A 23,829-nucleotide genomic window follows, 5' to 3' on the forward strand; every position below is an offset into this window, starting at 1 on the left:
GCCGACGGGCGAGGACCTTCGGCTTCGGCGCCTCGGCCTGGTCGGCGCGCGCCACGTCGCCGGCACGGACATCTTGGACGGAAGGCCCGGTCAGCGCGGGGGGCGCAGCCGTCGACGCCTGAATGCCGGACGCGGCCAATGGCGTCGAAGGGGCGGGCGCGACAGCGGCACCATCGGACGAAGCGCTGCTCGGCGGCGGGACGGACTGCAGCAAAGGCGCCGCCGCGCGCGCATCGTTGGCAGACTGGCTTGTTGTCCCGATCGGGGGTACGAAACGACTCGGCGAGCTGGGCCGGCTCAAGTACCAGAGCAGGAACCCGCCTTGCAAGGTGGTCAGGGCCAGCAGCAGCCACAGCACCGAAACATCCATGCCCGCCGGCAGGGTCGGCCATCGTCGGCGGGATTTTTCCGCCGGTCGTGCCAGTGCGTTGGCGGTGGGGATCGTCGGCGGCTGCAGAGCCGCATCGAAGCCCAGCGCGTCGCGCCGGGTGGAGTCCAACGCGTTGGCTGGCGTCTGAACACCGGAGAACTTACCTGCGCAACCGCGACAAAAGCGCGCGCTGTCGCGGTTGGCGGTGTGGCACGAACTGCAGAACTTCATCATGCCCAAGCGCCTGGGAAATGACTTCGAGTTCTTCCGGCTTGCAGCGCAAGACCGTCGCGCCGTGGAGGCAGACAGCTCACGACGATCCATCGCTGCGCAGGACAACCCAGACGGTCCGCGCAAGAATCTTGATGTCCAACCACAAGGACCATTGCGATGCGTAGGTCATGTCAAGATCGACCCGTGCCGCGTAAGAAAGCCGGTTGCGACCGCTGACTTGCCACAAACCCGTCAACCCCGGCCGCATCTGGCAATAGCGGTCCCAGTTCGGGCCGTAGAGCGTTCGCTGGCGCGTCATGCAGGGACGAGGGCCCACAAGACTCATATCGCCTTTGAGCACATTGAAGAATTGCGGAAGTTCGTCGATGCTGAACTTCCTCATCACTCTGCCGAGCGGCGTGATCCTTGGATCCTCGGCAAGTTTCTGGAATTCATTCCATTCGTCGCGCGCGAGCGGGTCTGCCGCGAGGTGCCGCGCCAGGATGTCGTCCGCGTTCACAACCATCGAACGGAACTTGTAGAAGCGAAAGACTCGCCCACCCTGGCCGACGCGGTTCTGCCAGTAGTGCACCGGGCCGCCCATGCACAGACGCACGGCCGCGGCGACGGCGATGTACAACAGGCCGAAGCACAGAAAGAAGAACAACGCGCCTGCAATGTCGAGCGTGCGTTTTGCCAAGCGTTGCGAACGCGTCAGGCAGTAAGACCTCGCGTCATCCGAACGGACGACGAGCGGCGGCGTGCGGGAAGACGAGATGGCGGAGGGAGCGAAGTCGGAGCGCATGAGCCAGGTCCTGGGCAGCGGTGAGTGAATGTGAAGAAGTCACATTCCCTTTGTGGCGCACGAACGCACCCGCCGATGTAGGACCAAAGGCTAAATTCTTTGGCGATTGAAGCCGCAGGCGCCCGCTTGCGCTGGCCCGCTGTCCCGCTGTCCCGCTGTCCCGTCAGTCGGCCTCGATCTTCGCGGCCTTGACGACCGCGGCCCAGTCCTCCGACTCCTTCTTCACCTTCGCATCGAGCTGCGCTGGCGTCTGGTAGTCGGCAGTGGCGCCCTGTTCCTCGACCTTCTTCTGGAAGGCCGGCGTCGCGATCACCTTGGCGATGTCGGCCGAGAGCTTGTCGACGATCGGCTTGGGCGTTTTGGCCGGGGCGTACACCGCGAACCAGGACGTGGCGTCGAGCTTCGGCAGGCCCGCCTCCGCGGTGGTCGGCACGTCCGGCAGGCTGGGCAGCCGCGCCTTGCCGGTGGTCGCGAGCACGCGCAGCTTGCCGCTGTGGATGTGCGGGATGAAGGGCGGCGCGGTGCCGAAGGTGATGTCGACCTGGCCGGCCAGCAAATCCTGCAGCGCCGGGCCGGTGCCCTTGTACGGGATGTGCGTCATGCGGATGCCCGCCTGCTGCTCGAGCATGGCGCCGGTGGCGTGCTGCAGCGAGCCGTTGCCCGACGAGGCGTAGTTCACCTTGCCCGGGTTGGCCTTGGCGTAGGCCACGAACTCGGCCATCGTCTTGTACGGCAGGTCGGCGCGCACCACCACGATCTGCGGTGCCGAAATGACGTTGGCCACGGCCGTCAGATCCTGCGGTCCCCACTGCGGCGTCTGCTTGCTGACCAGCGGCGTGATGACGTGGTAGCCCGAGTACTGCATGAGCAGCGTGTAGCCGTCGGCCTCGGCGCGCTTGACGGCGATGGCCGCGATGGCGCCGTTGCCGCCGCCGCGGTTATCGACCACCACCGGCTGGCCGAGCGCCGTGCCGAGCGGCACACCCAGCATCCGCGCCGAGATGTCGGTGGTGCCGCCGGCGGCGGTCGGTACCAGCAGCGTGACCGGACGGCTCGGGTAGTTGCCCGGTTGGGCCGATGCGCCGAGGGTGACTGCGGCCAGCAGCGCGGCGGTGGCTGCGAGCGTGTGACGGCGAGAGAAAGGAAGGGAATGCATGAGGAAGTCTCCGTGGCTATAGGTATGGGGTCGGGATTTAACGGGTCAGCCGCGCGCCGCTGCACGCGCACGCCAAGTCTCGAAATCGGGTGGCGGCGCATGCAGGTCGAGCCGGCGGCCGGCCTTGGCGATCTGGCTGGGCGTGTCGTGGCCGATGAGCGCAGGCAGCCGGCGTGCGGCTTCGAGCAGCACCGCGAGGTCGCAGCCGGTGTCGAAATCCATCAGCTCGAGCCCATGCACGATCTCTTCGGTGCACACGTTGCCGCTCGCGCCGGGCGCATAGGGGCAGCCGCCCAGGCCGCCGAGCGAGGCGTCGAAGCGGTCCGCACCGGCGTCGATGGACGCCAGCACGTTGGCCAGGCCCATGCCGCGCGTGTTATGGAAATGCAGGGTCAGTTCGGTGCCCGCGAAGCGTTCGCGAAAGCCGCGCGTCAGGGCCGCGACCTGCGTCGGGAAGGCCATGCCGGTGGTGTCGCACAGCGTGATGCCGCGCGCGCCGAGCGCGACGAAGCGCGCTGCCCAGTCGAGCACCACGTCCGGCGGCACGTCGCCTTCCATCGGGCAGCCGAAGGCGCATGACAGCGACACGTTGACGGGCACCTGCGCCTGCTGCGCCAGCGCCATCACAGCCGTCAGTGCGGCGAAGGACTGTTCGCGTGTCATGCGCAGGTTGGCGAGGTTATGCGTCTCGCTGCACGACATCACCAGGTTCAGTTCGTCGGCGCGTGCCTCGATGGCGCGTTCGGCGCCGCGCAGGTTGGGCACGAGGCAGGTGTAGACGATGCCCGGCACGCGGTGGATCTCGCGCAGCACGATCTCGGCGTCGCGCAGCGCGGGGATGGCTGTCGGTGACACGAAGGAGGTCACTTCGATCTTCGCCAGGCCCGCGGTGGACAGCAGGTCGACCAGCGCGATCTTGTCGGCGGTGGGCACGAAGGCCTGTTCCATCTGCAGGCCGTCGCGCGGGCCGACGTCCTGCAGGTGGATGCGGCGGCGCGCGCCCTGCCAGACCGGTGTGTGAGGTGTGTTCATGCCACGATGCCTTTCTCGCGCAAGACCGCGATCTGCGTGTCGGTGAGGCCGGCTTCGCGCAGCACGGCATCGGTGTCGTCGCCCAGCCGCGGCGCCGACGACCGGATGCTGCCCGGCGTGCCCGACAGCTTGGGCACGATGCCCGGCACGTCGACCGTGTGGCCGTCGCGCGTGCGCTGCGGCAGGATCATGTCGCGCGCCCGGTAGTGCGGGTCCTCGTGGATGTCCTTGGCGGTGTAGACCTTGCCCGCCGGCACCTTGGCCGCGCCCAGCACGGCCAGCACCTCGGCCATGGGCCGCGTGCGCGTCCACTCGCCGATGGCGGCATCGAGTTCCTGCACGCGGGCCACTCGGCCGGCGTTGCTCTGCAGGTCGGGCGCGCTCGACAGGTCGGGCCGGCCGATGGTGTCCATCAGGCGGCGGAAGATGCTGTCGCCGTTGCCCGCGACGAGCACGTAGCCGTCGGCGCATTGGTAGGCGTTGCTGGGCGCGATGCCGGGCAGCGCGCTGCCGGCGGCGTCGCGCACCGCACCGAAGGCGCAGTACTCGGGGATCAAGCTTTCCATCACGTTGAATACCGCCTCGTGCAGCGCCACGTCGATCACCTGGCCCTGGCCGCCGTTCACCTTGCGGTGGTAGAGCGCGGCGAGCACGCCGATGGCGCCGTGTAGCGCGGCCAGCGTGTCGCCGATGGACACGCCCACGCGCACCGGCACGCGGCCCGGCTCGCCGGTGAGATGGCGCAGCCCGCCCATCGCCTCGCCGATCACGCCGAAGCCCGGCAGGTCGCGGTAGGGGCCGGTCTGGCCGTAGCCCGAGATGCGCAGCATCACCAGGCCGGGGTTGCGCTCGCGCAGGTCATCCCAGCCCAGGCCCCAGCCTTCGAGCGTGCCGGGGCGGAAGTTCTCGATCAGCACGTCGGCTTCGCCGATGAGCTTGCGCGCGATCTCCTGGCCTTCGGCGCTGCGCAGGTCGAGCGCGATGCTGCGCTTGTTGCGCGACTGTACCTGCCACCAGACAGACGTGCCGTCCTGCAGCAGCCGCCAGTTGCGCAACGGGTCGCCGGCGCCGGGTGCTTCGATCTTGATCACGTCGGCACCGAATTCGCCGAGCGTCTTGCCGCAGAACGGACCGGCGATGAGCTGGCCCATCTCGATGATGCGGACGCCGGCGAGCGCGCCGACGGAGGCAGGTGTGGCTGGAGCGGTAAGCAAGGCGTTGTCTCTCGGAGGTGCGCGTGGGGTCGCATGATGGTCATTCGCACCCGGGCCGCAAAGCGCTCTTTGACGAGTGCACCATCGCAATCCGCGATGATGGGCGGCTCATGAAGCTCGATCCGATATCCCTGCGCCTGTTCGTCGCGGTCATGGAGACCGGCACCATCGCTGCCGCATCCGCACGCGAGCACATCGCCACCGCCGCCGCCAGCCGGCGCCTCAGCGATCTGGAGGCCGCGCTGTCCGCCGTGCTCTTCGCGCGCAGCAACAAGGGCACGGAGCCGACCGCCGCCGCGTACGCCCTGCTCGGCCTGGCGCGCGGCGTGCTCAACGGCCTGGATGACATCGCCGCGCAAATGCAGGGCTATGCCGACGGCGTGCGCGGCCAGGTGCGCGTGTCGGCCAACATCTCGGCCATCACGCAGTTCCTGCCGCGCGAACTGCGCGACTTCATGGACCGCTACCCGCGCGTGCAGGTGCATCTGCAGGAACGCATCAGCACCGCGGTGGCCCGCGAAGTGGCCGAAAACATCGCCGACATCGGCATCCTCAACGCCGGCCACTACGGCGACGAACGCCTCGCGCTGCTGCCCTACCGCGAAGACGAACTGGTGGTGGTGGTGCCCAAGGGACATCCGTTGGCCCGCCGCCGCATCGCGCTGCGCGACGCCCTTCCCTGCGACTTCGTGGGCATGCACCCGGGCAGCGCGATCAACAACCGCATCACGCAGGCCGCGGCCGAGATGGGCCTGCCCCTGAAGACGCGCATGCAGGTGACAGGCTACGACGCGCTGTGCCTGATGGTCGCCAACGGCATGGGCTTCGGCGTGATGCCGCGCGGCAGCGCGGGGCTGTACCTGCGCGCGCTGTCTCTGGTGGCCGTGAAGCTCGACGAACCGTGGGCGAAGCGCGATCTGGTGCTGTGCGTGCGCCAGGGCGGAGAGCTGCTGCCGGCGACGCGCCTGCTGGCGGAACATCTGCAGCAGCATCGCGCCGTCAGCGCGGAAACCGCCTGACCGCGGCCGAACGCGGAGCCCTCGACCTACACCGCCCGCCGCTCGCCGCCGACAGGTCGAAACCGTCCCCGGCGTGAGGATAAGGCTGTCGTCAACAAGAGGAGCTTTTGCGTGAATTCCATCATCTATATCGTCGGTCTGGTCGTGGTCGTGGTCGCCGTTCTGTCCTTCTTCGGACTGCGCTGAACATCTCTCTTCCCGATCGGCCTCGCGCCGATCCAGACGGGGCCGCTTGCGGCCCCGTTTGTCGTTCGCATGCCGGGGCGGCACGGCATAATTTCCCGCCCGCCGGTGCGCCGCACCGGTGCCGCAGACACAAGGGAAGCCGTTGAACATCGCCCCGCGCCCATCCGCCCTTTCTGGCGCGGTGGTCACCGAAGCCGTGAGGCTCGTCGAAGAAGCCGGCCCTCTGGACGATATGGCCGCCATGCGCGAGGCCGCCGCCAACCGCACTGCGCTCCCTTCGCGCATCGCCCATCGCGCCGACCTGCTCGGCCGCCGCATCGGGCTCGACCATGAACTCTCGCGCATGCGGCAATGGGCGCCCTGGGTGGGTATCGGACTCGCCGTTCTCATTGTGATGGCCGGACTGGCCCTGGCCGGCAGCGTCGTGGGTGGCAGCGATCGGCGCATCAACATCATGGCGGCGTTGATGAGCCTGCTGGGCGTTCACCTGCTCACGCTCGTGGCCTGGGGGCTGGGTTTGCTGTTGCCGCTGCGCGCGCCGCGCGCCTCTTTCGGATGGCTGTGGATGGCCTTGACGGCGCGCGTCGCCGGTGGCCGCCAGGGTCAGGCACCGGTGCTGCTGCGCGCCTTCACGCGGCTGCTGCAGCAGGCCCGGCTGCTGCCGTGGGCGCTGGGCCTGGCGAGCCACGGCATCTGGGTGCTGTCCTTCGTCGTGGTGCTGGTCGCGATGCTGTTCGCGCTGGCCTTCCACCGCTACACGCTGAGCTGGGAAACCACCATCCTCGAGCCGCAGTTCTTCCTGCAGACGGTGCAGGCGCTCGGCCGCATCCCGGCCTGGTTCGGCTTCGCGACGCCGGACGCCAGCGCGGTGCTCGCGCCCCCGCCGAACGACATCGCCGGGCAGCGCGCCTGGGCGTGGTGGCTCACCGGCTGCATCGCTGTCTACGGCCTGCTGCCGCGCGTGCTGCTGCTGATGCTGTGCGCCGCGATGTGGCAGCTGCGCAAGCGCGATCTGCAGCCGGCGCTCGACGCGCCCTACTACCGCCAGCTCGCATCGCGCTTCGAGGCGCTGGCGCCGGTCGCCATCGTCGATGCGGACCCCGGTGTCACGCATCCAACCGCGCCGCCGCGCGCCACCGGCACCACCGACGCGCTGGTCGTGGCGGCTTACGAATTGCCACCCGACCACCCCTGGCCCCCGGACGGTCTGCCCGACACGACGACCGTGCTGCGCGTCGACGGCAGCGCCGGCGATCGGCGCACCTTGCTCGATACCGCCGCGCGGCTGCGACCACGCGCCCTGCTCCTGGCCTGCCGCGCCGCCGCCAGCCCCGACCGCGGCACCGAACGCCTGCTGCGCGAACTGCTGTCGCATGCCGGCGAGTGCCGGCTCTGGCTGGTACCCGAGTTCGACACGCCTGCGCCGCCCGACGGCGCCGCACCAGCCCGCTGGCGGCGCTGGCTCGCAGACTGCGGCCTCGCGCGCATCACGGCGCACGACACGCTGGCGGGCGCGCTGACCGACACCGGGGCAGGATGATGCACTTGGACGATCAGCCCCTGCGCATCGCCGTCGTCGGCCACACCAACGCGGGCAAGACCTCGCTGCTGCGCACGCTCACGCGTCGCGCCGACTTCGGCGAGGTGTCCGACCGGCCCGGCACCACCCGCCATGTCGAGCGCATCGAGCTGATGGTGCGCGACCGCGCCGCGGTCCGCTTCTTCGACACGCCCGGCCTGGAAGACGCGGTGAGCCTGCGCGAGCACATCGAGCGCGACGCGGTCGCCGCCACGCCGCCCGAACGCATCCGCCGTTTCCTGCAGGGGCCGGAGGCGCACGGCGTGTTCGAGCAGGAGGCGAAGGTGCTGCGCGCCCTGCTCGACGCCGACGCCGCCTTCCTCGTGATCGATGCGCGCGAGCCGGTGCTGCCCAAGTACCGCGACGAGATCGAGCTGCTGCGCTCCTGCGCGCGGCCGGTGCTGCCGGTGCTCAACTTCGTGCGCGACCCGGCCAGCCGGGAGGCCGCGTGGAAAGAGCTGTTGGCCGCCTACGGCATGCATGCCGTGGTGCGTTTCGACGCGGCTGCGCCATTCGTCGGCGCCGAGCGCGACCTGTACCAGGACCTGGTCACGCTGCTGCGCGACCGCCGCCAGCAGCTGGAGGCCGTCGTCGAATCGCTGGCCCATGAAGCCACCGAACGCCGCAACACCGCCGCAGCGCGCATCGCCGAGTTGCTGGTCGACGTCGCGGCCATGCGACGCCAGGTGAGCGCCGCCGACTTTCAGGACGAGGCCCGCCGCGGACCCCACGTCGCGGACCTTCAGCAGGCCGTGTTCGACAAGGCGCAGCGCTGCGCGTCCGACCTGCTCACGCTCTACCGCTTCCGCGATGGCGACGCTGCCGAGGCGCCGCTGCCACTGCTCGAGGGTCGCTGGTCGATGGATTTCTTCAGCCCTGAAGCCATGAAGGACGCCGGCCTGCGCCTGGGTAAGGGCGCCGCCGTCGGCGCGGCCGTCGGCGTGGTGGCCGACCTGGCCGCAGGCGGACTGTCGCTGGGCGCCGGTGCGGCGCTCGGGGGCGCAATCGGCGGCGCCATCTCGCAGGGCCTCGGCCCGCTCGGGCGCAAGCTCTTCAACACGCTGCGCGATGTGCACGAACTCAGCGTCGACGACGGTGTGCTCCTCGTGCTGGCCGACTGGCAACTGGCACTGCTGCGCGCACTGGAGCAGCGCGGCCATGCGGCGACAGCGCGCATCGACATCGCCCCCGAGCGCGACACGGGCCGTGCCCAGGTGCTGGCGGGAGCGGTGCGGGCGACGTCGCCCGCACGCAGCCACCCCGCATGGTCTCGCCTGGCCAACGACCGCCGCCACGACGACACGCCCCAGCGCCAGCAGACGGTCGCCGAGACGGCGCGGCGAATGATGCGGGCGGTCGATGAAAGTGCTTGACCCCCCGGAGATGCCCGGGCATGCCCCGACATCCCCCGCGCGCGCGACCGACTGCGGCATGATCGGGACAGAGCCCTCCGATCGCCAGTTGCCTGGCTCCCCCCTCGCCATGAACATCACCAGCGATGCCTTTCTGTCCAGCGTCATGGACCTGCTGGTCGACACCATCTGCGTCGTGAACGTGGAGGGGCGTTTCGTCTTCGTGAGCGCGGCCTGCGAGCAGACCTTCGGCTACACGCCGGCCGAGATGATCGGCCAGCCGATGATCGACTTCGTCCACCCGGACGACCGTGCGCGCACCCTGGCGCGGGTCGCCCAGGTCTACGAAGGCGCACGGGGTCCGCACTTCGAGAACCGCTACCTGCGCAAGGACGGTGGCACGGTGCACATCATGTGGTCGGCGCGTTCGGCACCGGACACCGGCATGCGGGTGGCCGTGGCGCGGGACGTGACCGAGCGCAAGCGCGCCGAGTCGATGCAGGCGGCGCTGTACGCCGTGTCCGAGGCGGCACACACCGCCGAAGACCTGCTGGCGCTGTTCCGACAAGTCCACCAGATCGTCGGCGGGCTGCTGCCGGCGGTGAACTTTTTCGTCGCGCTCTACGACAACGCCAAGGACGAGCTGTCCTTCCCTTACTACGTCGACGCACAGCACGAGGCCCCGGCACCGCGCCCGCTCGATTCGGGCACGCTCAGCGCCGAAGTGATCCGCAGCGGCCAGGCGATGCTGCTGCGGGCCGATACGGCGCCGAACCTCCCGACCCGTGTGAAGCTCGACCTCGGCCGCAACTCGCTCGACTGGCTGGGCGTGCCGCTGCAGACGCAACGGGGCCCGATTGGTGTGCTGGTGGTGCAGAGTTATACCGGCGACGTACGCTACACCGAGCAGGACCTGGAATTGCTGCAGTTCGTCTCGACCCAAGTGGCGACCGCCATCGAACGCAAGCAGATGGACGCGCGGCTGCGCCACATCGCCCGCCACGACCCGCTCACCGGTCTGCCCAACCGCACCTGGCTGCACGAGTGCATCGAGACGGCGCTGCAACGCGCACGAGCCGAGCAGCGCCGCCTGGCCCTGCTCTACATCGACCTCGACATGTTCAAGGAGGTCAACGATCGCTTCGGTCACGAGGTGGGCGACCTGCTGCTGCAGGAAACCGCGACGCGCCTGTGCAGCGAGGTGGCGCAGGCCGGCATGGTCGGGCGCATCGGCGGGGACGAGTTCCTGGTGCTGCTCGACGGCGACTGCGCGGTCGAAGAGACGCTCTCGATCGCGCAGCGCACGCGCGCGCGCCTGGGCCAGCCATTCGCGCTGGCCGACGAGAGGGTCACCGTGTCGCCCAGCATCGGCGTCGCGCTGTACCCCGAGCACGGCGACGACTACAAGCGGCTCATCCGCTACGCCGACGAGGCCATGTACGCGGCCAAGAAGTCCGGCGGCAACCGCGTGCAGCTCGCCGCCGGCCCGACCGCGCCGGATTGAACCTACAAGGCATGGCGGGCAATTGCGCTAAGGTGCAACGCTTCGCAGCGCCGGAACGCGCGCCCTTGCCGCATCCTCCCGCCTCTTCCGATCTCCTTCCGAGGGACCCCACATGTCTTCTTCCCCCTCCCGCGCCGCGCCGGTCCGCAAGCATTTCTCGATGCTTCGCGGCTTCCATCTGGCCGATGCCTTCACGCTCGGCAACGCGGCCTGCGGCGTCGGTGCCGTCTTCCTCGCCATGGCCTACATGGCGAGCCAATCGCTCGCGCAGTTCCTGTGGGCCGCCGCGCTGGCGCCCGCGGCCTTCATCTTCGACGTGTTCGACGGGCGCGTCGCACGCTGGCGCCAGACCCATTCGGCCCTCGGCCGCGAACTCGACTCGCTGGCCGACGTGATCTCCTTTGGCGTGGCGCCGGCGGCGCTCGCTTTCGCAGCGGGACTCGACGGTGGCTGGGACTGCGCGGTGCTGATCTACTTCGTGTGCTGCGGCGTGAGCCGGCTGGCGCGCTACAACGTGACGGCCGAGACGCTGTCCGAAGGTGCCGACAAGGTGAAGTACTTCGAGGGCACGCCCATCCCCACCAGCGTGGTGCTGGTCGGCGTGCTGGCCTGGGCCGCTTGGCAGGGAAGCATCGGCGATGCGGTGTGGGGCGGCGTCTGGTCCGTCGGCCCGTGGACGCTGCACCCGCTGGTGCTGATGTTCGCTCTGTCGGGCACGCTGATGATCAGCAAGACCCTGCGCATCCCGAAGTTCTGACGCGATCCGCATGAGCACACCCCACTTCACCCAGCAGCATCCGACCGGCTTCGACGAACTGGTGCGCCTGGCCGGCGCCGAGCGCATCGCGCCCGAGGTCGACCACTTCTACTTCCTGCGTCATGGCCAGACCGGGCGCAATGCCTCGCGCATCTTCCAGGCGGTCGACGAGCCATTGAGCGAACTGGGCATGCAGCAGGCTGCGCGGGCGGCCGAGCGCCTGGCGGGCGAGCCGATCCGCACGATCGTCGCGAGCGATTCGCGTCGCGCCTTCGACACCGCCAACACCGTCGCCGAGCGGTTGCGCATCGTGCCGATGCCGCGCGAAGATTTGCGCGAGCGGCACTTCGGCGCGCTCATCGGCACCTCGTCGGTCAACCTCGACTGGGCCTGCGCGCCCGAGGGTGGCGAGACGCTGCAGCAGTTCGTGGACCGCAAGCGCGTGGCGTTGCGCTTCGCGCTCGCCCAGCCGGCGCCCGTGCTGGTGGTGGCGCACGGCGGCACGCTCTATGTGCTGACCGCGCTGCTCGGCGTGTCGATCGAGCCGTCGGTGCTCGGCAACGCGCAGCCATTGCGTTTCAGCCGCGTCGGCCCCACATGGCGCATAGAACCCTTGCTGGCGCGCACGAACGAGGCCGCGTCGCTGGCCTGATCTTTCCCCGGCCTCCTTGGATCACGACACCACGATGGACTTCAAGGACTACTACAAGGTGCTCGGCGTCGAACGCACCGCGTCGGACGACGAGGTGCGCAAGGCCTACCGCAAGCTCGCCCGCAAATACCACCCCGACGTCAGCAAGGAAGCCGACGCCGAGCTGAAGATGCGCGACGTCAACGAAGCGAACGACGTACTGCGCGACAAGGACAAGCGCGCGGCCTACGACGCGCTGGCCGACCGCGTAGCGCGCGGCGGCAGCCCCGAGGGCGACTTCCGGCCGCCGCCGGGCTGGGACGAAGGCTTCGAGTTCCGCCGCGGACCGGCCTCGGGCCCGGCAGACCACGCCGAGTTCAGCGACTTCTTCTCGTCGCTCTTCGGGGCGGCCGAGCGCCGCAGTGCCACCCGACAGAACCATCGCGCGCGCGGCGAGGACCACCACGCCGCCATCGAGATTTCGCTCGAAGACGCCTTGAACGGCGCCGAGCGCGAGATCACGCTGCGCGGGATCGAGACCGGCGCCGGCGGCCAGCCCGAACTCAAGACCCGCACGTTGAGCGTGAAGATCCCACCCGGCATGCACCCGGGCCAATACATCCGGCTCGCCAAGCAGGGCATGCCCGGCCACGGCGGCGAGCCGGCCGGCGACCTGTACCTGGAGGTGCGCATCGCGCCGCACCCGCGCTACCGCATCGAAGGCCGCGACCTCTACATGACGCTGCCCGTCACGCCCAGCGAAGCCGCGCTCGGCGCGCAGGTCGAGGTGCCGACGCCCACGGGCGGCACGGTCGAGCTGACCGTGCCGGCCAAGGCGCGCAACGGCCTCAAGCTGCGGCTCAAGGGTCGCGGCCTGGGCGGCAAACCGCCCGGCGACCTGTACCTGCTGCTGGAGATCGTGCTGCCGCCCGCCGACAGCGACGCCGCGCGCCAGGCCTACGAGCAGTTGGCCGCCGCCAGTACCGCCTTCAACCCCCGCCGTCACCTGGGAGCGTGATGACCATGGCTGCTGTATCCGTCACCACCACCGCGCTGGGCGCGGCCCACCCGCTGGCCGCGCACGAACTGGCCCACGCCTGCGGCGCCGAAATCGAATGGGTCGTTCAACTGGTCGAAGTCGGCATCGTGACGCTGCCCGCGCCGTCACCGCGGCCCGACGACTGGCGCTTCCAGAGCGGCGACCTGCAGCAGGCGCTGGCCGCCCGCCGGCTGGAGCGTGACTTCGGCGTCGGCCTCGACGCCGCCGCGCTGATCTTGGACCTGCAGCGCGAGGTTCGCCGCCTCAAGGCCGTGCTGCACGCCCAGGGCCTGTCGCCGGGCCCTTAAGGGCTCGCCCTGCGCCGGCATGGCCGTTCGAGTGAGGTCTACACGGCCTGCCGCCCTACGTATCGCGCCCGGGGCGAGGACTACAAAGGTTCACTCGATTCAAACCCCGGAGAACCTTTCATGGCCACGCGCACCGCAAGCAAACCCGACGCCCTCGGCGACACCCAGAAGCAGAACCCCAGCGAGGTCGCGCCCGACCTGGACCAGCGCAGCCACGAGACGCAGAAGTTCGGCGAGATCGTCAAGCTGCCGAATGGCCTGTCGGAGAAGGTCTGCAAGGACAGCGTCGCGCTGCTGAACCAATGCCTGGCGGACACCATCACGCTGCGCGACATGTACAAGAAGCATCACTGGCAGGTGGTCGGCCCGACCTTCAACCAGCTGCACCTGATGTACGACCAGCATTTCGAGGCGCAGGTACTGATCGTCGATATCCTGGCCGAGCGCATCCAGCTGCTCGGCGGCATCGCGCTGGCCATGGCCGCGGACATCGCCGAGACGACCAAGATCAAGCGCCCGCCGCGTGGTCGTGAACCGGCAGCGGTCCAGATCCGTCGCCTGGCCGAAGCGCACGAGCACATCATCATCGAAGCACGCAAGGCGGCCAAGGCGGTCGACGAGTCGGGCGACGACGGCAGCAACGACGTGTTCGTCAGCAATGTGCTGCGCACCAACGAGCTGCAGGTGTGGTTCCTCACCGAACATCTGGTCGCGGCCTCGCCCGTGAGCGCCTGACACTCGACGCCGCACCAACCGAAGGGTCGCCCTGGACCGGCGGGCCGGACCATGTGCGGGAGCGACGTGACGTGGTCGTCGTCGGTGCCGGTTCCGGTGGGCTGAGCGCCCTGTGCCATTTGCTGAGCGACCTGCCCAAGGACTTCGAGGCCGCCATCCTGGTCGCGCTGGACGCGGGCTCTCAGCCCGCCGCCAGCGTGCTGCAGATTCTTCGGGGCTATTCCCCGTTGCCGGTGATCTACGCCGATGACGGACTCATGGTCCGTCGCGGCCGTGTGGTGTTGGCGCCCACGCGCCAACACATGGTCATCGTGCCGCCGGACATCATCTCGCTCGAGTACGAACGGTCGTTCTCTGGAGGCGGGCCCTCCGTCGACCGCCTGTTCGAAACCGCCGCGGAGACCTTCGGCCGACGAGTGATCGGCATCGTGCTGACCGGTGATTCACACGACGGCACCGCCGGTCTTACCCGCATCGAGGCCGCAGGCGGCGTGGGCTTGGTGCAGGAGCCGCGCCAGGCCTTGGAGAGCGGCATGCCCGGGAACGCGGTGCGCATGGACCACCCGGACTACTGCTGCACGCTCGACGACATGGCCGCACTGCTGGTGGCACTGGTCGATGGTGGGTTGCCCTTTTCCAGCAAGGCGCCCGCGCTCAAGAAGACGCAACGCAGTTCGCATCTCTGAAAGAGTCGACGCCCGTGCACCATCCATCTGGATGGTGGTAGGATGGCGTATGCCTTCTGACCACGTCCCATTTCCAGCCAAGCTCCCCGAGTCCGAGAAGATCACCATCAACCTCGGCTATGTGGACCTTGGCCACATCGACCTGCTGGTTGCCGAGCGCTTCTATGCGAACCGCACGGACTTCATCCGCACCGCCATTCGCGGGCAGTTGGCGATCCATACGGACGCGCTGCGCCAAGCCGCTTCCCGAAAGATGCTGGTGCTGGGCTTGCAGCAGTTCACGGCGAAAGATCTTGAAGCGGCGCGGGCCGCGAACCAGCGGCTCGACATCCGCGTGCTCGGCCTGGCCGTGATCGGCCCGGACGTTTCGCCCGAACTGGCCGCAGCCACGATCGACTCCATCACCGTGCTCGGTGCCCTGCACGCCAGCGCTTCCGTCAAGGACGCGCTGGCCGGGCGCATCCACTGAACCGCCCACCGAAAGCCCCCTTGAACGATTTTCTCCACCGCCTCGGCGACGCCAGCCGCCAAACCCGTCTCGGCCAACTGATGGACGCCACGCGGACGATCCAGCAGGCGCTGCTCGATCGGACCGCGCCGAACGCGGCGCGCTTCGACGCGGCCGACACCGCACCTGTCGAGCACGTCGCCCCCGCCGAACGCGCCGCGCACCCCACCGAGCGCTGGCTCGACGGCAGCAGCGCTCACCGAGGGCGCACCCTGGCCTACAAGCTGTATGTTCCCCCGGCGAACAGCGACGGCGACTCCGCGAAGCGCCCGCTGGTGGTCATGCTCCACGGCTGCACCCAGGGCGCCGCGGATTTCGCGGCCGGCACGCAGATGAACCTGCTGGCCCGCGAAGCGGGAGCGCTGGTCCTCTACCCCGAACAAACCCAGCGTGCCAACGCGCAGAAATGCTGGAACTGGTTCAAGCCGCAACACCAGCAGCGCGGCAAGGGCGAGCCGGAAGCGCTCGCGATGCTCATCCGTTCGATCGTGGACGAACACGACGTCGACGACGCCAGGGTGTATGTCGCCGGCCTCTCCGCCGGCGGTGCGATGGCCGACATCCTGGGCCGCAGCTACCCCGACCTCATCGCCGCCGTGGGCGTGCATTCGGGTCTGCCCAGCGGCGCGGCGAGCGACCTTCCATCGGCCCTTGCGGCGATGCGTCAAGGCGCCGGCGCCAGCGACGATGCATCAGCCTGCGTTCCGCCGACGATCGTCTTCCACGGCGACGCCGATGCGACGGTGCATGTGCGCAATGCGACGGCCATCGTCGATGCGGCGCGTACCTCGCACCGGGACCCTACCGGCGCGCTGCCCGAAGGGCAGGCGTCAGAAGGTCGCGCCCCGGCGGGCCGACGCTACACCCGCACCGTCTACACCGACCGCGACGGCCGCGCCCGCACCGAGTACTGGCGCCTGCACGGCGCCGGCCACGCCTGGTCGGGCGGCAGCGCGCAAGGAAGCTACACCGACCCGACGGGCGTGGATGCCAGCGCGGAAATGCTGCGCTTCTTCCTGGCGCATCGGCTGCGGGCTGTGATCGACGCGTAGCGCTGGCGCGCGCTGGCAGCTCGTCGATTCGCAGACGGGCGTCGAGGTGCGCACATCCGGCGCGCATCGCGCACGTGCATCAACAGCTTTTGCAACAACCAGCAGTGGCCTCGGCGCGGTCGCAGTGGGGGTTGCGATTCGTCGGCGGGCCTCATCACAGGGCCGTGGCCTGGCGCGTGATGCGCGTCCGACGTTCTCGGCGACCTACATGAGCGCACTGCGCGGGTAGGCAGGCACCGGCACGCACGCTGTAACCCAGCTGGGGCCGCCTCTGCCTGGCACGCCATCTTCTCCATCAGCAATGCAGCGTTCCATCCACCGAAGCCGGGTCCGTTGACCAGGCCGGTGGCCAGCGGCACGGGCCTCGGCATCGGCGTCGGACGCCTGGCACGTTGCACCTTCATGCCCCGCCCCCTCGGGCCAGCGGCGGCGCAGCCGCCGGCAGCGCTATCGCGTCTGAATCGATGACGCGGCCCGGCCCTGTCGGGTGTCAGGCATCCGCCACAGCCTCACCCCCACTGCCGATTAAGAAATTAGTTAATCGCGAAGTAATACGAATTAACTCCAGATAGTACTAAATAGCCATTCAATAAAACTTTAAATAGTCAAGTATTTGTTTTTTTGTTGCTGGAATATCGGCGATGACTCAGAATCAGCCTGTCTGTAGGACAAGCGCTTGAGTAAGAGTAATGCAAATTGACTATTTGGTATGAATGTAGCTAGTTTGGACTCATTTCCCGACAGCGCCTATTTCATGTTCTGCGAAGCAGGCAATGGGCGCCCTCGGTCGAACAGGCGCCTTGCCCCTTCGGGCGCCGCGTCAGGGCTCGCCTGACCTCCTTTCGACCGCACTTTTTTCCTCCTGCCCAGGCGTGAAGCCGGGCGTTTTGTAAACGGCTTTAGATCAGCGGTTGGCCCCGCCTTGCGCGCAATTTGTTTGAAACTTCATTTAGGAAATTATTTTGTCTAAAAGAATAATTGGCAACCGGTGGGGCACGCTCATTGCATTTGCAATTGGCATGCCGTTTTATGCCGCTGCACAAACACCCACGCTGGCCGGCCAAAGCGGTTCGTTCACGCTGACTTCCGCCACGGTGGTGAGCTACGGTGCAAATGGCATGTTCAACAGCAAAACGCTTGGCGCAGGCACTTATGTGTGCGGCGATCAGTTGTTCGGCGACCCGGCAAGGGGCCTGCCGAAAGCCTGCTATGCATCGGCATCGCCAAGCGCTCAACCGGCCTCCACTTCAACGTCGACTGCCACAGCGCTGACGATGCTGACCGGACAAAGCGGCTCTTTCAAGCTGACTTCAACCTCCGCCGTTGCCTACGGCTGGGGTGTCCTCATGACCCAGAAGTCGCTTGCCAGCGGCACTTACGTCTGTGGTGACCAACTCTTCGGTGATCCCGCGCCGGGCAAGCCGAAGGCCTGCTACGCCGTCGCGACCCCACTCGCACCCACCCCTGGCGCCTCGACCTCGCAGATGAAGGAGCTCACCGGGCAAAGCGGCAGCTTCACGCTGACCACATCGACAAGCGTCGTGTATGGGCGGGGCACGCAAACCGTGACCAAGGTGCTCGCTGCGGGTACCTATACCTGCGGCGACCCGCTGTTCGGCGACCCGGCTCCGGGCGTGAGCAAGTCCTGCTACACGGCCATCGCAAGCGCACCACCTCCGGCCCCGGCCCCGGCGCCAGCGCCGAGCCCCGCACCGGCTCCGGCACCAGCCCCTGCACCTTCCAACCCGAACGTGCTGGGCATCTCCGGCGATGTGATGGTCAACGGCGCGGTGTCGAATGCGGAGTACCAGGCCATGGCCCAGAAGATGGGAACCGACGCGGCCATCGCCTACCGCTACGGCCCGTCGTCGGCCGAGTACGGCACCGCGACGCAAGGCGGCCTGCCGAGCTACGGCAAGCGCCCCAGCCAGTCGATGGGCATGGTGTCGATTCAGAACCCCAACGGCCGCGGCAACCGCGGCTGCGGCTGGAACGGCTGGTGCGGCAACTGGCAGGTCGGCGGATCGCTCCAGTACGAGCCGGGCGACTACAGCTCCAGCATCCTGAACTTCGGCTACATCGCCGACGCCACGCCCGACAGCAGTTTCTACAAGAAGTCCTATGCGCCGGGCCTGGGCTCGGTGCAAGCCATCAACGTGGCGCACAACACCATGTCGGTGGAGCCCGAGCCGAGCTGGACGCGCTATGACGGCCCTGCGAGCGACGGCGGCGCGCTCGACGCGAGCATCGCCACTTACCTCAAGAGCTTCACCCTCGAAAAGCCGGTGGCCCTGGGCAAGTGCTATGGCCGCGGCGGTTGGTGCACCAACACGCTGGCGGTCTACGCGGACGGTCGTATCGTCGGCGTCGGCAGCAACACGGCCAGCACGCTGGTCAGTACACAGCTGCCTTCGGGCAAGGTGCCCACGGCGATCACCATCACCAACAGCGGCGAGTTCGCCCTGGTGACCGTGTGGGACACAGCCGCCATGCGCGGGCAGGTCGCCGTGCTGGCGCTGGGCGACGGCTGCCAGAACTGCACCATGTCCAACGAGTCGAGCTGGGACAGCAACTGGGGCAACTGGAAGCGTTCGTACGCCGGCATGCCTGGCCTGGGCAACTACAACCAGATCAAGCTGGTGGGCTTCGTGGATCTTCCGGATTCGATGAAGGCGCCCACGGAAATCTCCACGTCGACAGGCCTGTCCAACAACGACTACCAACGTGTGCGCCGTTATTACGATACCGACCTGGACAACGCGAGCGTTCGTGCGCGCTACTTCAGCGGCGACCTGTCGAACGCGTACGCGCGCACCGGCGTCGCCGTCGTGATCTCGAAGTCTGAAAAGCGTGCCGCGTTCGTCGATCTGCGCCCGCTGTTCGCCTACTACAAGCAGCAGTATTTCGGCCAATCGCAATCCGGCTTCAACGCCATGATCGCCAACCGCGGCACGCAGCCGTCTCAGTGGCCGTACAGCTTCGACGTCGCACCGAGCCAGAAGCCGTCGGTGATCAAAGTGATGGACCTGGACAACCGACCGACGGCCGTGAAGGTGTCGCTTGCCGCACCGTTCCGCGCGTTCATTGCCACCCAGGAGGGCAAGCTGCGGGTCTTCGACCTGGGCAGCGGCTACCTGAACCAACAGGCCGGCGGCTCGCCGTCGGACATCGTGGAACGCTTCTCCGTGGCCGTGGGGCGCAACCCGACCGGCATCGCCTACGCCAAGGAAAAGGCGTTCGTCACTGCCACGGAAATCTACCCCCATACAGTGGAGCGCGAGGTGATCGTGACATCGCGCGGCGACCGGAAAATCCAGTGGGTTCGCTTCGATGCCGGCATCAGCTCGGGTTCCGTCGCCCGCACGCTGCAGGAAAGCCGGATGGTCGACCCGATCTCGACGGAGGACACCGACAACCACGGCACCGAAAGCTACGTGCTCAGCGTGGCGGATTACAACGGCAAGGGCATCCACAACTTCCTGTACGGCACGATGGTCTGGCACACCTACGGCGCTGCGTCGGGTTGCTCGAAAGAGAAAGGCGGCTGCAAGCTGCTGAACAACGCGGCGTTCGAATACGGCGGCACGTTCAAGGTCCCGGGCAAGCCCTTCCACGCCATGGGCGCCAACATCAATTGATGTCCACGGGTGGTGCAGACCACCCATTCCTGACGCTCCACACCTTCTACCTGCCAGGCGGCATTCGGCCGCGTGGCAGGTTCGCGGCCGGGCCGCCACGGCGCTGCACGCTCCTCGTCCTCAATCAAGAAAGAAATCGACATGTCAGCAACACTCAACGCGCTCGTGCTCCTGTCCATCGCGGCCCTCATCGGCGGCTGCGGTGGTGGCGGCAGCGACGGAGACGGAAACGATGCGGCGCTGTCCAGCGCCCCCGGTGTGTCCGTGCCCGTCGGCCAGGCATCACCGTCGTCGGTGCCGGCCAGCGGCAACGAACAGGTCGAGCAGCGCACGAACTGATCGATCGCGCTCGGTCGTCCACGTCGGCCTGCACCGACCTGTGCCGGCGCTTTGTGCCTACAGGGGTGCGCGCAAGGTGCCTCCAAGTTCACCCGTCGAGCAAACGCGGCGCATGAAAAGAAAGCCGTGGCCAACGACAAACCGCTTTTCGCGGCACCGACCCTGACAGCATCGATGTCGTGTCCAGTGCCTCGGCTGCGGGAAGGGGCAAAGGAGGCATATGCATCGTTTTCTGAGAGACAACCGAGATGACCTGATCGCCCGGTGCAAGGCCAAGGTTGCGCAGCGACCCCACCGTGAGGCCACGGATCGACAACTTGCCCACGGCGTGCCGATGTTTCTCGAGCAACTCACGAGAACCCTGGCAGCCGAGGAAAAGAACGAGCATGACCTGAGCATCCAGATATCCGGTCCGTCTGGAGGCGATTCGTTCGACCTGTCCGAAATGGGCGTCAGCGCCACCAAGCATGGCCAGGAGCTGCTCAACCTCGGCTACACGGTGGACCAGGTGGTTCACGACTATGGTGACCTCTGTCAGGCGATCACCGACCTTGCGTTCGAAGATGACGCACCGTTTGCCGTGCAGGAATTTCGCACGCTGAATCGCTGTTTGGACAATGCGATCGCCGACGCGGTGACGGCGTTCACCCTGCAACGGGATACGCGGATCGCGGATGTGCAAGCCGCTGAAGAGAAGCGACGCCTTGGTTTTCTCATCCACGAGTTGCGCAACTCCGCCGGCACGGCGAACTTGGCCGCGCGAGCACTGGAACTGGGCGGCATGTCTGTCAGCGGTGCGACCGGCGCCATCCTGAAGCGCAGTCTTTCAAGCCTGGTCTCGCTCATCGACCGCGCTATCAATGAAGCGAGCGCCGAAAGCAGTCAGGAGCGGCTCACCTTTTCCGTCGAATCGTTCATCGCCGACGCGGGCTTGGCCGGGCGCCTCGACGCGAGCATCGTGGGATGCGAGTTCGACGTGCGAACCGTCGATCCAAGGTTGTCGATCACCGCCAATCGCAATCTCCTGCATGCCGCACTGGCCAACCTGCTTCACAACGGCTTCAAGTTCACGCGGCCCCGAACGGTCGTCACGCTCAGCGCGTTCGCCGTGGAAGACCGCATCCATATCGAGGTCGCAGATCATTGCGGGGGCTTGCTCCCGGATGACGCGGCAAAGATGTTTGTCCCCTTTGCCGAGAATGACCACCGCAAGGCAGGCATGGGGCTTGGCCTTTCGATCGCACGGCAGAGTGTGGAGAACGATTTCGGGACACTCACGGTCCGCAATGTGCCGGGAAAAGGCTGCGTCTTCACGATCGATTTGCCGCGCGCTGCGGATCCGGTCAGCTGAGTCGACGCTCCGACCTGCGGACGGCACGGCAACACAGCCCTTGACGGACCTAGGCCCGGAAGCGGCTCGGCAGGTAAGGCGCCGGATCGGTGAACGGCGTCTCGCCGTCCATCAACGCGGCCAGCAGCTGCCCGGTCGCCGGGCCGAGCGTGAAGCCCTGGTGCGAGTGACCGAAGTTGAACCACAGGCCGGCATGCCGCGGCGCCGGGCCGATGACCGGCTTCATGTCGGCGGTGCAGGGCCGGGCGCCGAGCCAGGGCTCGGTTTCGACCGGGTCGCCGAGCGCGATCAGTCGCCGGGTGCTGCCCTCGGCATGCTGCAGCTGCACGGGCGTGGGCGGCGCGCCCAGTCGGGCGAACTCCGCGCCCGTGGTCAGGCGCAGGCCGCGCGACATGGGCGCCAGCATCACGCCGTTGTCCACGTCGAGCATCGGCATGTTGAGCCGCAACGGCGTGGCGTAGTGACGGTGGTAGCCGCGCTTCACGAACAGCGGCAGTCGGTAGCCCATCGGGCGGATCAAGGTGTCGGCCCACGGGCCCAGCGCCACCACCATGCGTTCGGCCTCGAGCGGGCCGTCGTCCGTGCGCACGCACCAGCCGCTGCCCTGCGGGCGCAGGCTCAGCGCGTCGCCATGCACGAAGCGGCCGCCCCGCTGCTGGAACAGTGCCGCGTAGCGGGCAACGAGTTCGCCCGGGTCGCTGATCGACCAGGGGTCGCGCCAATGGATGCCGCCCGCCAGCGGACTGCACAGCGCCGGCTCGGCCGCGGCCAGCGCCGCGCCGTCGAGCACCGCGACATCGAGGCCGTGCTGGCGCGCCAGCGCCTGGGCCGCGTCGGCCGTGGCCGCGAAGTCCGCCACCCCGCGGTAAACCTGCCGCCATCCGCCGCGGTTGACCAGGTCTTCGGCACCCGCTGCGGCGATGAGCGGGCGGTGCGCCTCGATCGATTGCGCGATCAACCGGCTGTACGCCTGCGCGATGACCGCATAGCGCGCTGGCGCCGACGCGTACCAGTAGCGCGCCAGCGGCGGCAGCAGCGACCACAAGGCGTCGAGGTGGTAGTTCGCGTCGTTGCTCTGGCCGGTCGCGATCTTCAGCAGCTTGGAGAGGTCCCGCGGGAACGCATAGGGCTCGACCGCCTCGCGCTGGATGATGCCGGCATTGCCGTACGAGGTTTCGCGCCCCGGCGGCTTGCGATCGACCAGCGTGACCGCGTGGCCGCGCTGCTGCAGGGCCAGCGCGGTGCCCAGTCCGACCATGCCTGCGCCGAGCACGACGGTTGCGGTGTTCTTCATGCCGGAATTGTGCAGCCGTGCAGGCGCCCGTCTCCGGCGTGCAGGCCGCCAATTGTCGAAGCGTCGATTGCCTTTATCGCAATCCTTGCGCCGAGGCGGTGTTAGACGCCGCCCTTGATCGCGTCCGTCAGGTACTGCACGAACGCCCGGCCCGCCTCCGGCAGCGGCCGGCCGGCCAGTGTCTCGACCTCGAGGTAGCGTTCGTTCATCTCGCGGTCGCGCAGCGGGATCGCCACCAGCGCGCTATTGACCAGCCGCGTGCGGATCGACAGCTCGCCGTAGAAGGCGATGCCGCCGCCCCCCGCCGCCGCGAAGCTCACCAGCGCGTCGGCGTGGTTGCTCGACATGGCGACCTCGTACTGCAGGCCCTGACGGCTGCAGCTGATGTCGAGCAACTGCCGCAGCGAGCTGTGCTTGAGCGGCAAGGCCAGCGGGTAGGCCACCACCTGGCTCAGCGACAGCTGGCGCTGCCCCGCCAGCGGATGGCCCGCTGCCATCACGGCCAGCACGGGGCTGGGGTGGCGCAACTCCAGCTTGATGCCGGCCTCGGGCACGCCGCTGAGCGTGAGGCCGACGTCGGCCTCGCCGTCGCGGATGCGCCGCGCGACGTCGCTCTGGGCACATACCTCCAGGTGGAAACGGATCCCGGTGTAGCGCTCGCGGAAGCGGGCGATCAGCGTCGGGATGAAGTCGAAGGCGAAGCCTTCGGCGCTGACCACCCGCACATGGCCGCTGCGCAGGCCGCGCAGCGCGGAGATGTCGCCGGCAACACGCTCGATATCCTGCTGAGTGCGCTTGGCGTGCGCGGCGAGCAGCTCGCCCGCGGCGTTGGGTACCATGCCGCGCGAACGTCGCTCGAAGAGCAGCGTGTCGAGTTCGCTCTCGAGCCGCGCCACCTGGCGGCTCACGGCCGACGGCGCGACATTGAGTCTGGCCGCGGCGTCCTTGATCGAGCCGGCCTTGACCACTTCGAGGAAGTAGCGCACCGCGGTTTCCTGCAGGACATGGGTCGCCATCAGGGGGGCCTTCTTCGTGGAAGTTCAGCGTGAAAGTTCAGCGCT

At 68.1% G+C, this 23,829-nt stretch carries 22 protein-coding genes; 16 read left to right on the plus strand and 6 right to left on the minus strand.

Annotation, left to right across the window (positions count from 1 at the left end; all coding sequences use genetic code 11):
• The first annotated feature begins 122 nt into the window (after positions 1-122).
• Positions 123-518 (plus strand): hypothetical protein, encoded by a 396-nt coding sequence (locus ACSFA0_RS13255; protein ID WP_435450627.1) that lies wholly within the window; start codon positions 123-125, stop codon positions 516-518.
• A 162-nt stretch (positions 519-680) separates the two neighbouring features.
• Here the strand turns inward: ACSFA0_RS13255 and ACSFA0_RS13260 are convergent, their stop codons facing one another.
• From ACSFA0_RS13260 to ACSFA0_RS13275, 4 genes are all read right to left on the minus strand, one after another.
• The gene (locus ACSFA0_RS13260) at positions 681-1,388 is read right to left on the minus strand and encodes a sugar transferase (RefSeq protein WP_435450628.1); all 708 of its coding nucleotides are present in this window, start codon (positions 1,386-1,388) and stop codon (positions 681-683) included.
• A 163-nt stretch (positions 1,389-1,551) separates the two neighbouring features.
• On the minus strand, positions 1,552-2,544 hold the full coding sequence (locus ACSFA0_RS13265) for a Bug family tripartite tricarboxylate transporter substrate binding protein (protein ID WP_435450629.1): 993 nt from the start codon (positions 2,542-2,544) through the stop codon (positions 1,552-1,554).
• Between the two features lie 45 nt (positions 2,545-2,589).
• Entirely contained in the window at positions 2,590-3,576 is a 987-nt protein-coding gene (locus tag ACSFA0_RS13270) for a hydroxymethylglutaryl-CoA lyase (RefSeq protein WP_435450630.1), read from the minus strand.
• Positions 3,573-4,790, minus strand: a complete 1,218-nt coding sequence (locus tag ACSFA0_RS13275; RefSeq protein ID WP_435450631.1) for a CaiB/BaiF CoA transferase family protein — start codon at positions 4,788-4,790, stop codon at positions 3,573-3,575. The genes ACSFA0_RS13270 and ACSFA0_RS13275 overlap by 4 nt, the downstream gene beginning before the upstream one ends.
• A 110-nt stretch (positions 4,791-4,900) precedes the next feature.
• On the opposite strand from ACSFA0_RS13275, the gene ACSFA0_RS13280 reads away from it, so the two are divergent.
• From ACSFA0_RS13280 to ACSFA0_RS13350, 15 genes are all read left to right on the plus strand, one after another.
• A complete protein-coding gene (locus ACSFA0_RS13280) occupies positions 4,901-5,809 on the plus strand; it encodes a LysR family transcriptional regulator (protein ID WP_435450632.1) in 909 nt (302 codons plus the stop codon).
• 328 nt (positions 5,810-6,137) lie between these two features.
• Positions 6,138-7,535: a DUF2868 domain-containing protein gene (locus tag ACSFA0_RS13285; RefSeq protein ID WP_435450633.1), complete on the plus strand. Its 1,398-nt coding sequence runs from the start codon at positions 6,138-6,140 to the stop codon at positions 7,533-7,535.
• Positions 7,535-8,947 carry a GTPase/DUF3482 domain-containing protein gene (locus ACSFA0_RS13290; protein WP_435450634.1) on the plus strand — a complete coding sequence of 471 codons (1,413 nt, stop codon included), beginning with the start codon at positions 7,535-7,537 and terminating at the stop codon, positions 8,945-8,947. The genes ACSFA0_RS13285 and ACSFA0_RS13290 overlap by 1 nt, the downstream gene beginning before the upstream one ends.
• Positions 8,948-9,056: 109 nt before the next feature.
• The gene (locus ACSFA0_RS13295; RefSeq protein WP_435450635.1) at positions 9,057-10,430 is read left to right on the plus strand and encodes a sensor domain-containing protein; all 1,374 of its coding nucleotides are present in this window, start codon (positions 9,057-9,059) and stop codon (positions 10,428-10,430) included.
• 112 nt (positions 10,431-10,542) lie between these two features.
• Complete coding sequence (locus ACSFA0_RS13300) at positions 10,543-11,187, plus strand: CDP-alcohol phosphatidyltransferase family protein (protein ID WP_435450636.1); 645 nt, start codon at positions 10,543-10,545, stop codon at positions 11,185-11,187.
• Positions 11,188-11,197: 10 nt separating this feature from the next.
• Entirely contained in the window at positions 11,198-11,839 is a 642-nt protein-coding gene (locus ACSFA0_RS13305; RefSeq protein ID WP_435450637.1) for a histidine phosphatase family protein, read from the plus strand.
• 34 nt (positions 11,840-11,873) lie between these two features.
• Positions 11,874-12,836, plus strand: a complete 963-nt coding sequence (locus ACSFA0_RS13310; protein WP_435450974.1) for a DnaJ C-terminal domain-containing protein — start codon at positions 11,874-11,876, stop codon at positions 12,834-12,836.
• A gap of 5 nt (positions 12,837-12,841) precedes the next feature.
• Entirely contained in the window at positions 12,842-13,165 is a 324-nt protein-coding gene (locus ACSFA0_RS13315; protein ID WP_435450638.1) for a chaperone modulator CbpM, read from the plus strand.
• A 120-nt stretch (positions 13,166-13,285) separates the two neighbouring features.
• On the plus strand, positions 13,286-13,900 hold the full coding sequence (locus ACSFA0_RS13320; RefSeq protein ID WP_435450639.1) for a Dps family protein: 615 nt from the start codon (positions 13,286-13,288) through the stop codon (positions 13,898-13,900).
• 71 nt (positions 13,901-13,971) lie between these two features.
• Entirely contained in the window at positions 13,972-14,586 is a 615-nt protein-coding gene (locus ACSFA0_RS13325; protein WP_435450640.1) for a chemotaxis protein CheB, read from the plus strand.
• Between the two features lie 49 nt (positions 14,587-14,635).
• Positions 14,636-15,055, plus strand: coding sequence for a CopG family transcriptional regulator (locus ACSFA0_RS13330; protein ID WP_435450641.1), 420 nt, complete (start codon positions 14,636-14,638; stop codon positions 15,053-15,055).
• 20 nt (positions 15,056-15,075) lie between these two features.
• Entirely contained in the window at positions 15,076-16,146 is a 1,071-nt protein-coding gene (locus tag ACSFA0_RS13335; RefSeq protein ID WP_435450642.1) for an extracellular catalytic domain type 1 short-chain-length polyhydroxyalkanoate depolymerase, read from the plus strand.
• A gap of 1,346 nt (positions 16,147-17,492) precedes the next feature.
• Positions 17,493-19,784 (plus strand): hypothetical protein, encoded by a 2,292-nt coding sequence (locus tag ACSFA0_RS13340; RefSeq protein ID WP_435450643.1) that lies wholly within the window; start codon positions 17,493-17,495, stop codon positions 19,782-19,784.
• Between the two features lie 141 nt (positions 19,785-19,925).
• Positions 19,926-20,123, plus strand: a complete 198-nt coding sequence (locus ACSFA0_RS13345; protein ID WP_435450644.1) for a hypothetical protein — start codon at positions 19,926-19,928, stop codon at positions 20,121-20,123.
• Positions 20,124-20,343: 220 nt separating this feature from the next.
• A complete protein-coding gene (locus ACSFA0_RS13350) occupies positions 20,344-21,474 on the plus strand; it encodes a sensor histidine kinase (protein WP_435450645.1) in 1,131 nt (376 codons plus the stop codon).
• Between the two features lie 49 nt (positions 21,475-21,523).
• Here ACSFA0_RS13350 and ACSFA0_RS13355 read toward each other — a convergent pair whose 3' ends face one another.
• Both ACSFA0_RS13355 and ACSFA0_RS13360 read right to left on the minus strand, forming a co-directional pair.
• Entirely contained in the window at positions 21,524-22,768 is a 1,245-nt protein-coding gene (locus ACSFA0_RS13355) for an NAD(P)/FAD-dependent oxidoreductase (RefSeq protein ID WP_435450646.1), read from the minus strand.
• Between the two features lie 101 nt (positions 22,769-22,869).
• Positions 22,870-23,784, minus strand: a complete 915-nt coding sequence (locus ACSFA0_RS13360) for a LysR family transcriptional regulator (RefSeq protein WP_435450647.1) — start codon at positions 23,782-23,784, stop codon at positions 22,870-22,872.
• Positions 23,785-23,829: the final 45 nt, after the last annotated feature.

Source organism: Variovorax restrictus, from assembly GCF_051216715.1.
Classification (GTDB): Bacteria; Pseudomonadota; Gammaproteobacteria; order Burkholderiales; family Burkholderiaceae_C; genus Variovorax.

Coding starts and splice junctions, on each gene's coding strand:
- ACSFA0_RS13310 (WP_435450974.1), top strand. CDS start 11,874: ATGGACTTCAAGGACTACTACAAGGTGCTCGGCGTCGAACGCACCGCG.
- ACSFA0_RS13305 (WP_435450637.1), top strand. CDS start 11,198: ATGAGCACACCCCACTTCACCCAGCAGCATCCGACCGGCTTCGACGAA.
- ACSFA0_RS13345 (WP_435450644.1), top strand. CDS start 19,926: ATGTCAGCAACACTCAACGCGCTCGTGCTCCTGTCCATCGCGGCCCTC.
- ACSFA0_RS13295 (WP_435450635.1), top strand. CDS start 9,057: ATGAACATCACCAGCGATGCCTTTCTGTCCAGCGTCATGGACCTGCTG.
- ACSFA0_RS13260 (WP_435450628.1), bottom strand. CDS start 1,388: ATGCGCTCCGACTTCGCTCCCTCCGCCATCTCGTCTTCCCGCACGCCG.
- ACSFA0_RS13340 (WP_435450643.1), top strand. CDS start 17,493: ATGACCCAGAAGTCGCTTGCCAGCGGCACTTACGTCTGTGGTGACCAA.
- ACSFA0_RS13255 (WP_435450627.1), top strand. CDS start 123: ATGCCGGACGCGGCCAATGGCGTCGAAGGGGCGGGCGCGACAGCGGCA.
- ACSFA0_RS13270 (WP_435450630.1), bottom strand. CDS start 3,576: ATGAACACACCTCACACACCGGTCTGGCAGGGCGCGCGCCGCCGCATC.
- ACSFA0_RS13280 (WP_435450632.1), top strand. CDS start 4,901: ATGAAGCTCGATCCGATATCCCTGCGCCTGTTCGTCGCGGTCATGGAG.
- ACSFA0_RS13300 (WP_435450636.1), top strand. CDS start 10,543: ATGTCTTCTTCCCCCTCCCGCGCCGCGCCGGTCCGCAAGCATTTCTCG.
- ACSFA0_RS13330 (WP_435450641.1), top strand. CDS start 14,636: ATGCCTTCTGACCACGTCCCATTTCCAGCCAAGCTCCCCGAGTCCGAG.
- ACSFA0_RS13355 (WP_435450646.1), bottom strand. CDS start 22,768: ATGAAGAACACCGCAACCGTCGTGCTCGGCGCAGGCATGGTCGGACTG.
- ACSFA0_RS13290 (WP_435450634.1), top strand. CDS start 7,535: ATGCACTTGGACGATCAGCCCCTGCGCATCGCCGTCGTCGGCCACACC.
- ACSFA0_RS13360 (WP_435450647.1), bottom strand. CDS start 23,784: ATGGCGACCCATGTCCTGCAGGAAACCGCGGTGCGCTACTTCCTCGAA.
- ACSFA0_RS13265 (WP_435450629.1), bottom strand. CDS start 2,544: ATGCATTCCCTTCCTTTCTCTCGCCGTCACACGCTCGCAGCCACCGCC.
- ACSFA0_RS13320 (WP_435450639.1), top strand. CDS start 13,286: ATGGCCACGCGCACCGCAAGCAAACCCGACGCCCTCGGCGACACCCAG.
- ACSFA0_RS13350 (WP_435450645.1), top strand. CDS start 20,344: ATGCATCGTTTTCTGAGAGACAACCGAGATGACCTGATCGCCCGGTGC.
- ACSFA0_RS13315 (WP_435450638.1), top strand. CDS start 12,842: ATGGCTGCTGTATCCGTCACCACCACCGCGCTGGGCGCGGCCCACCCG.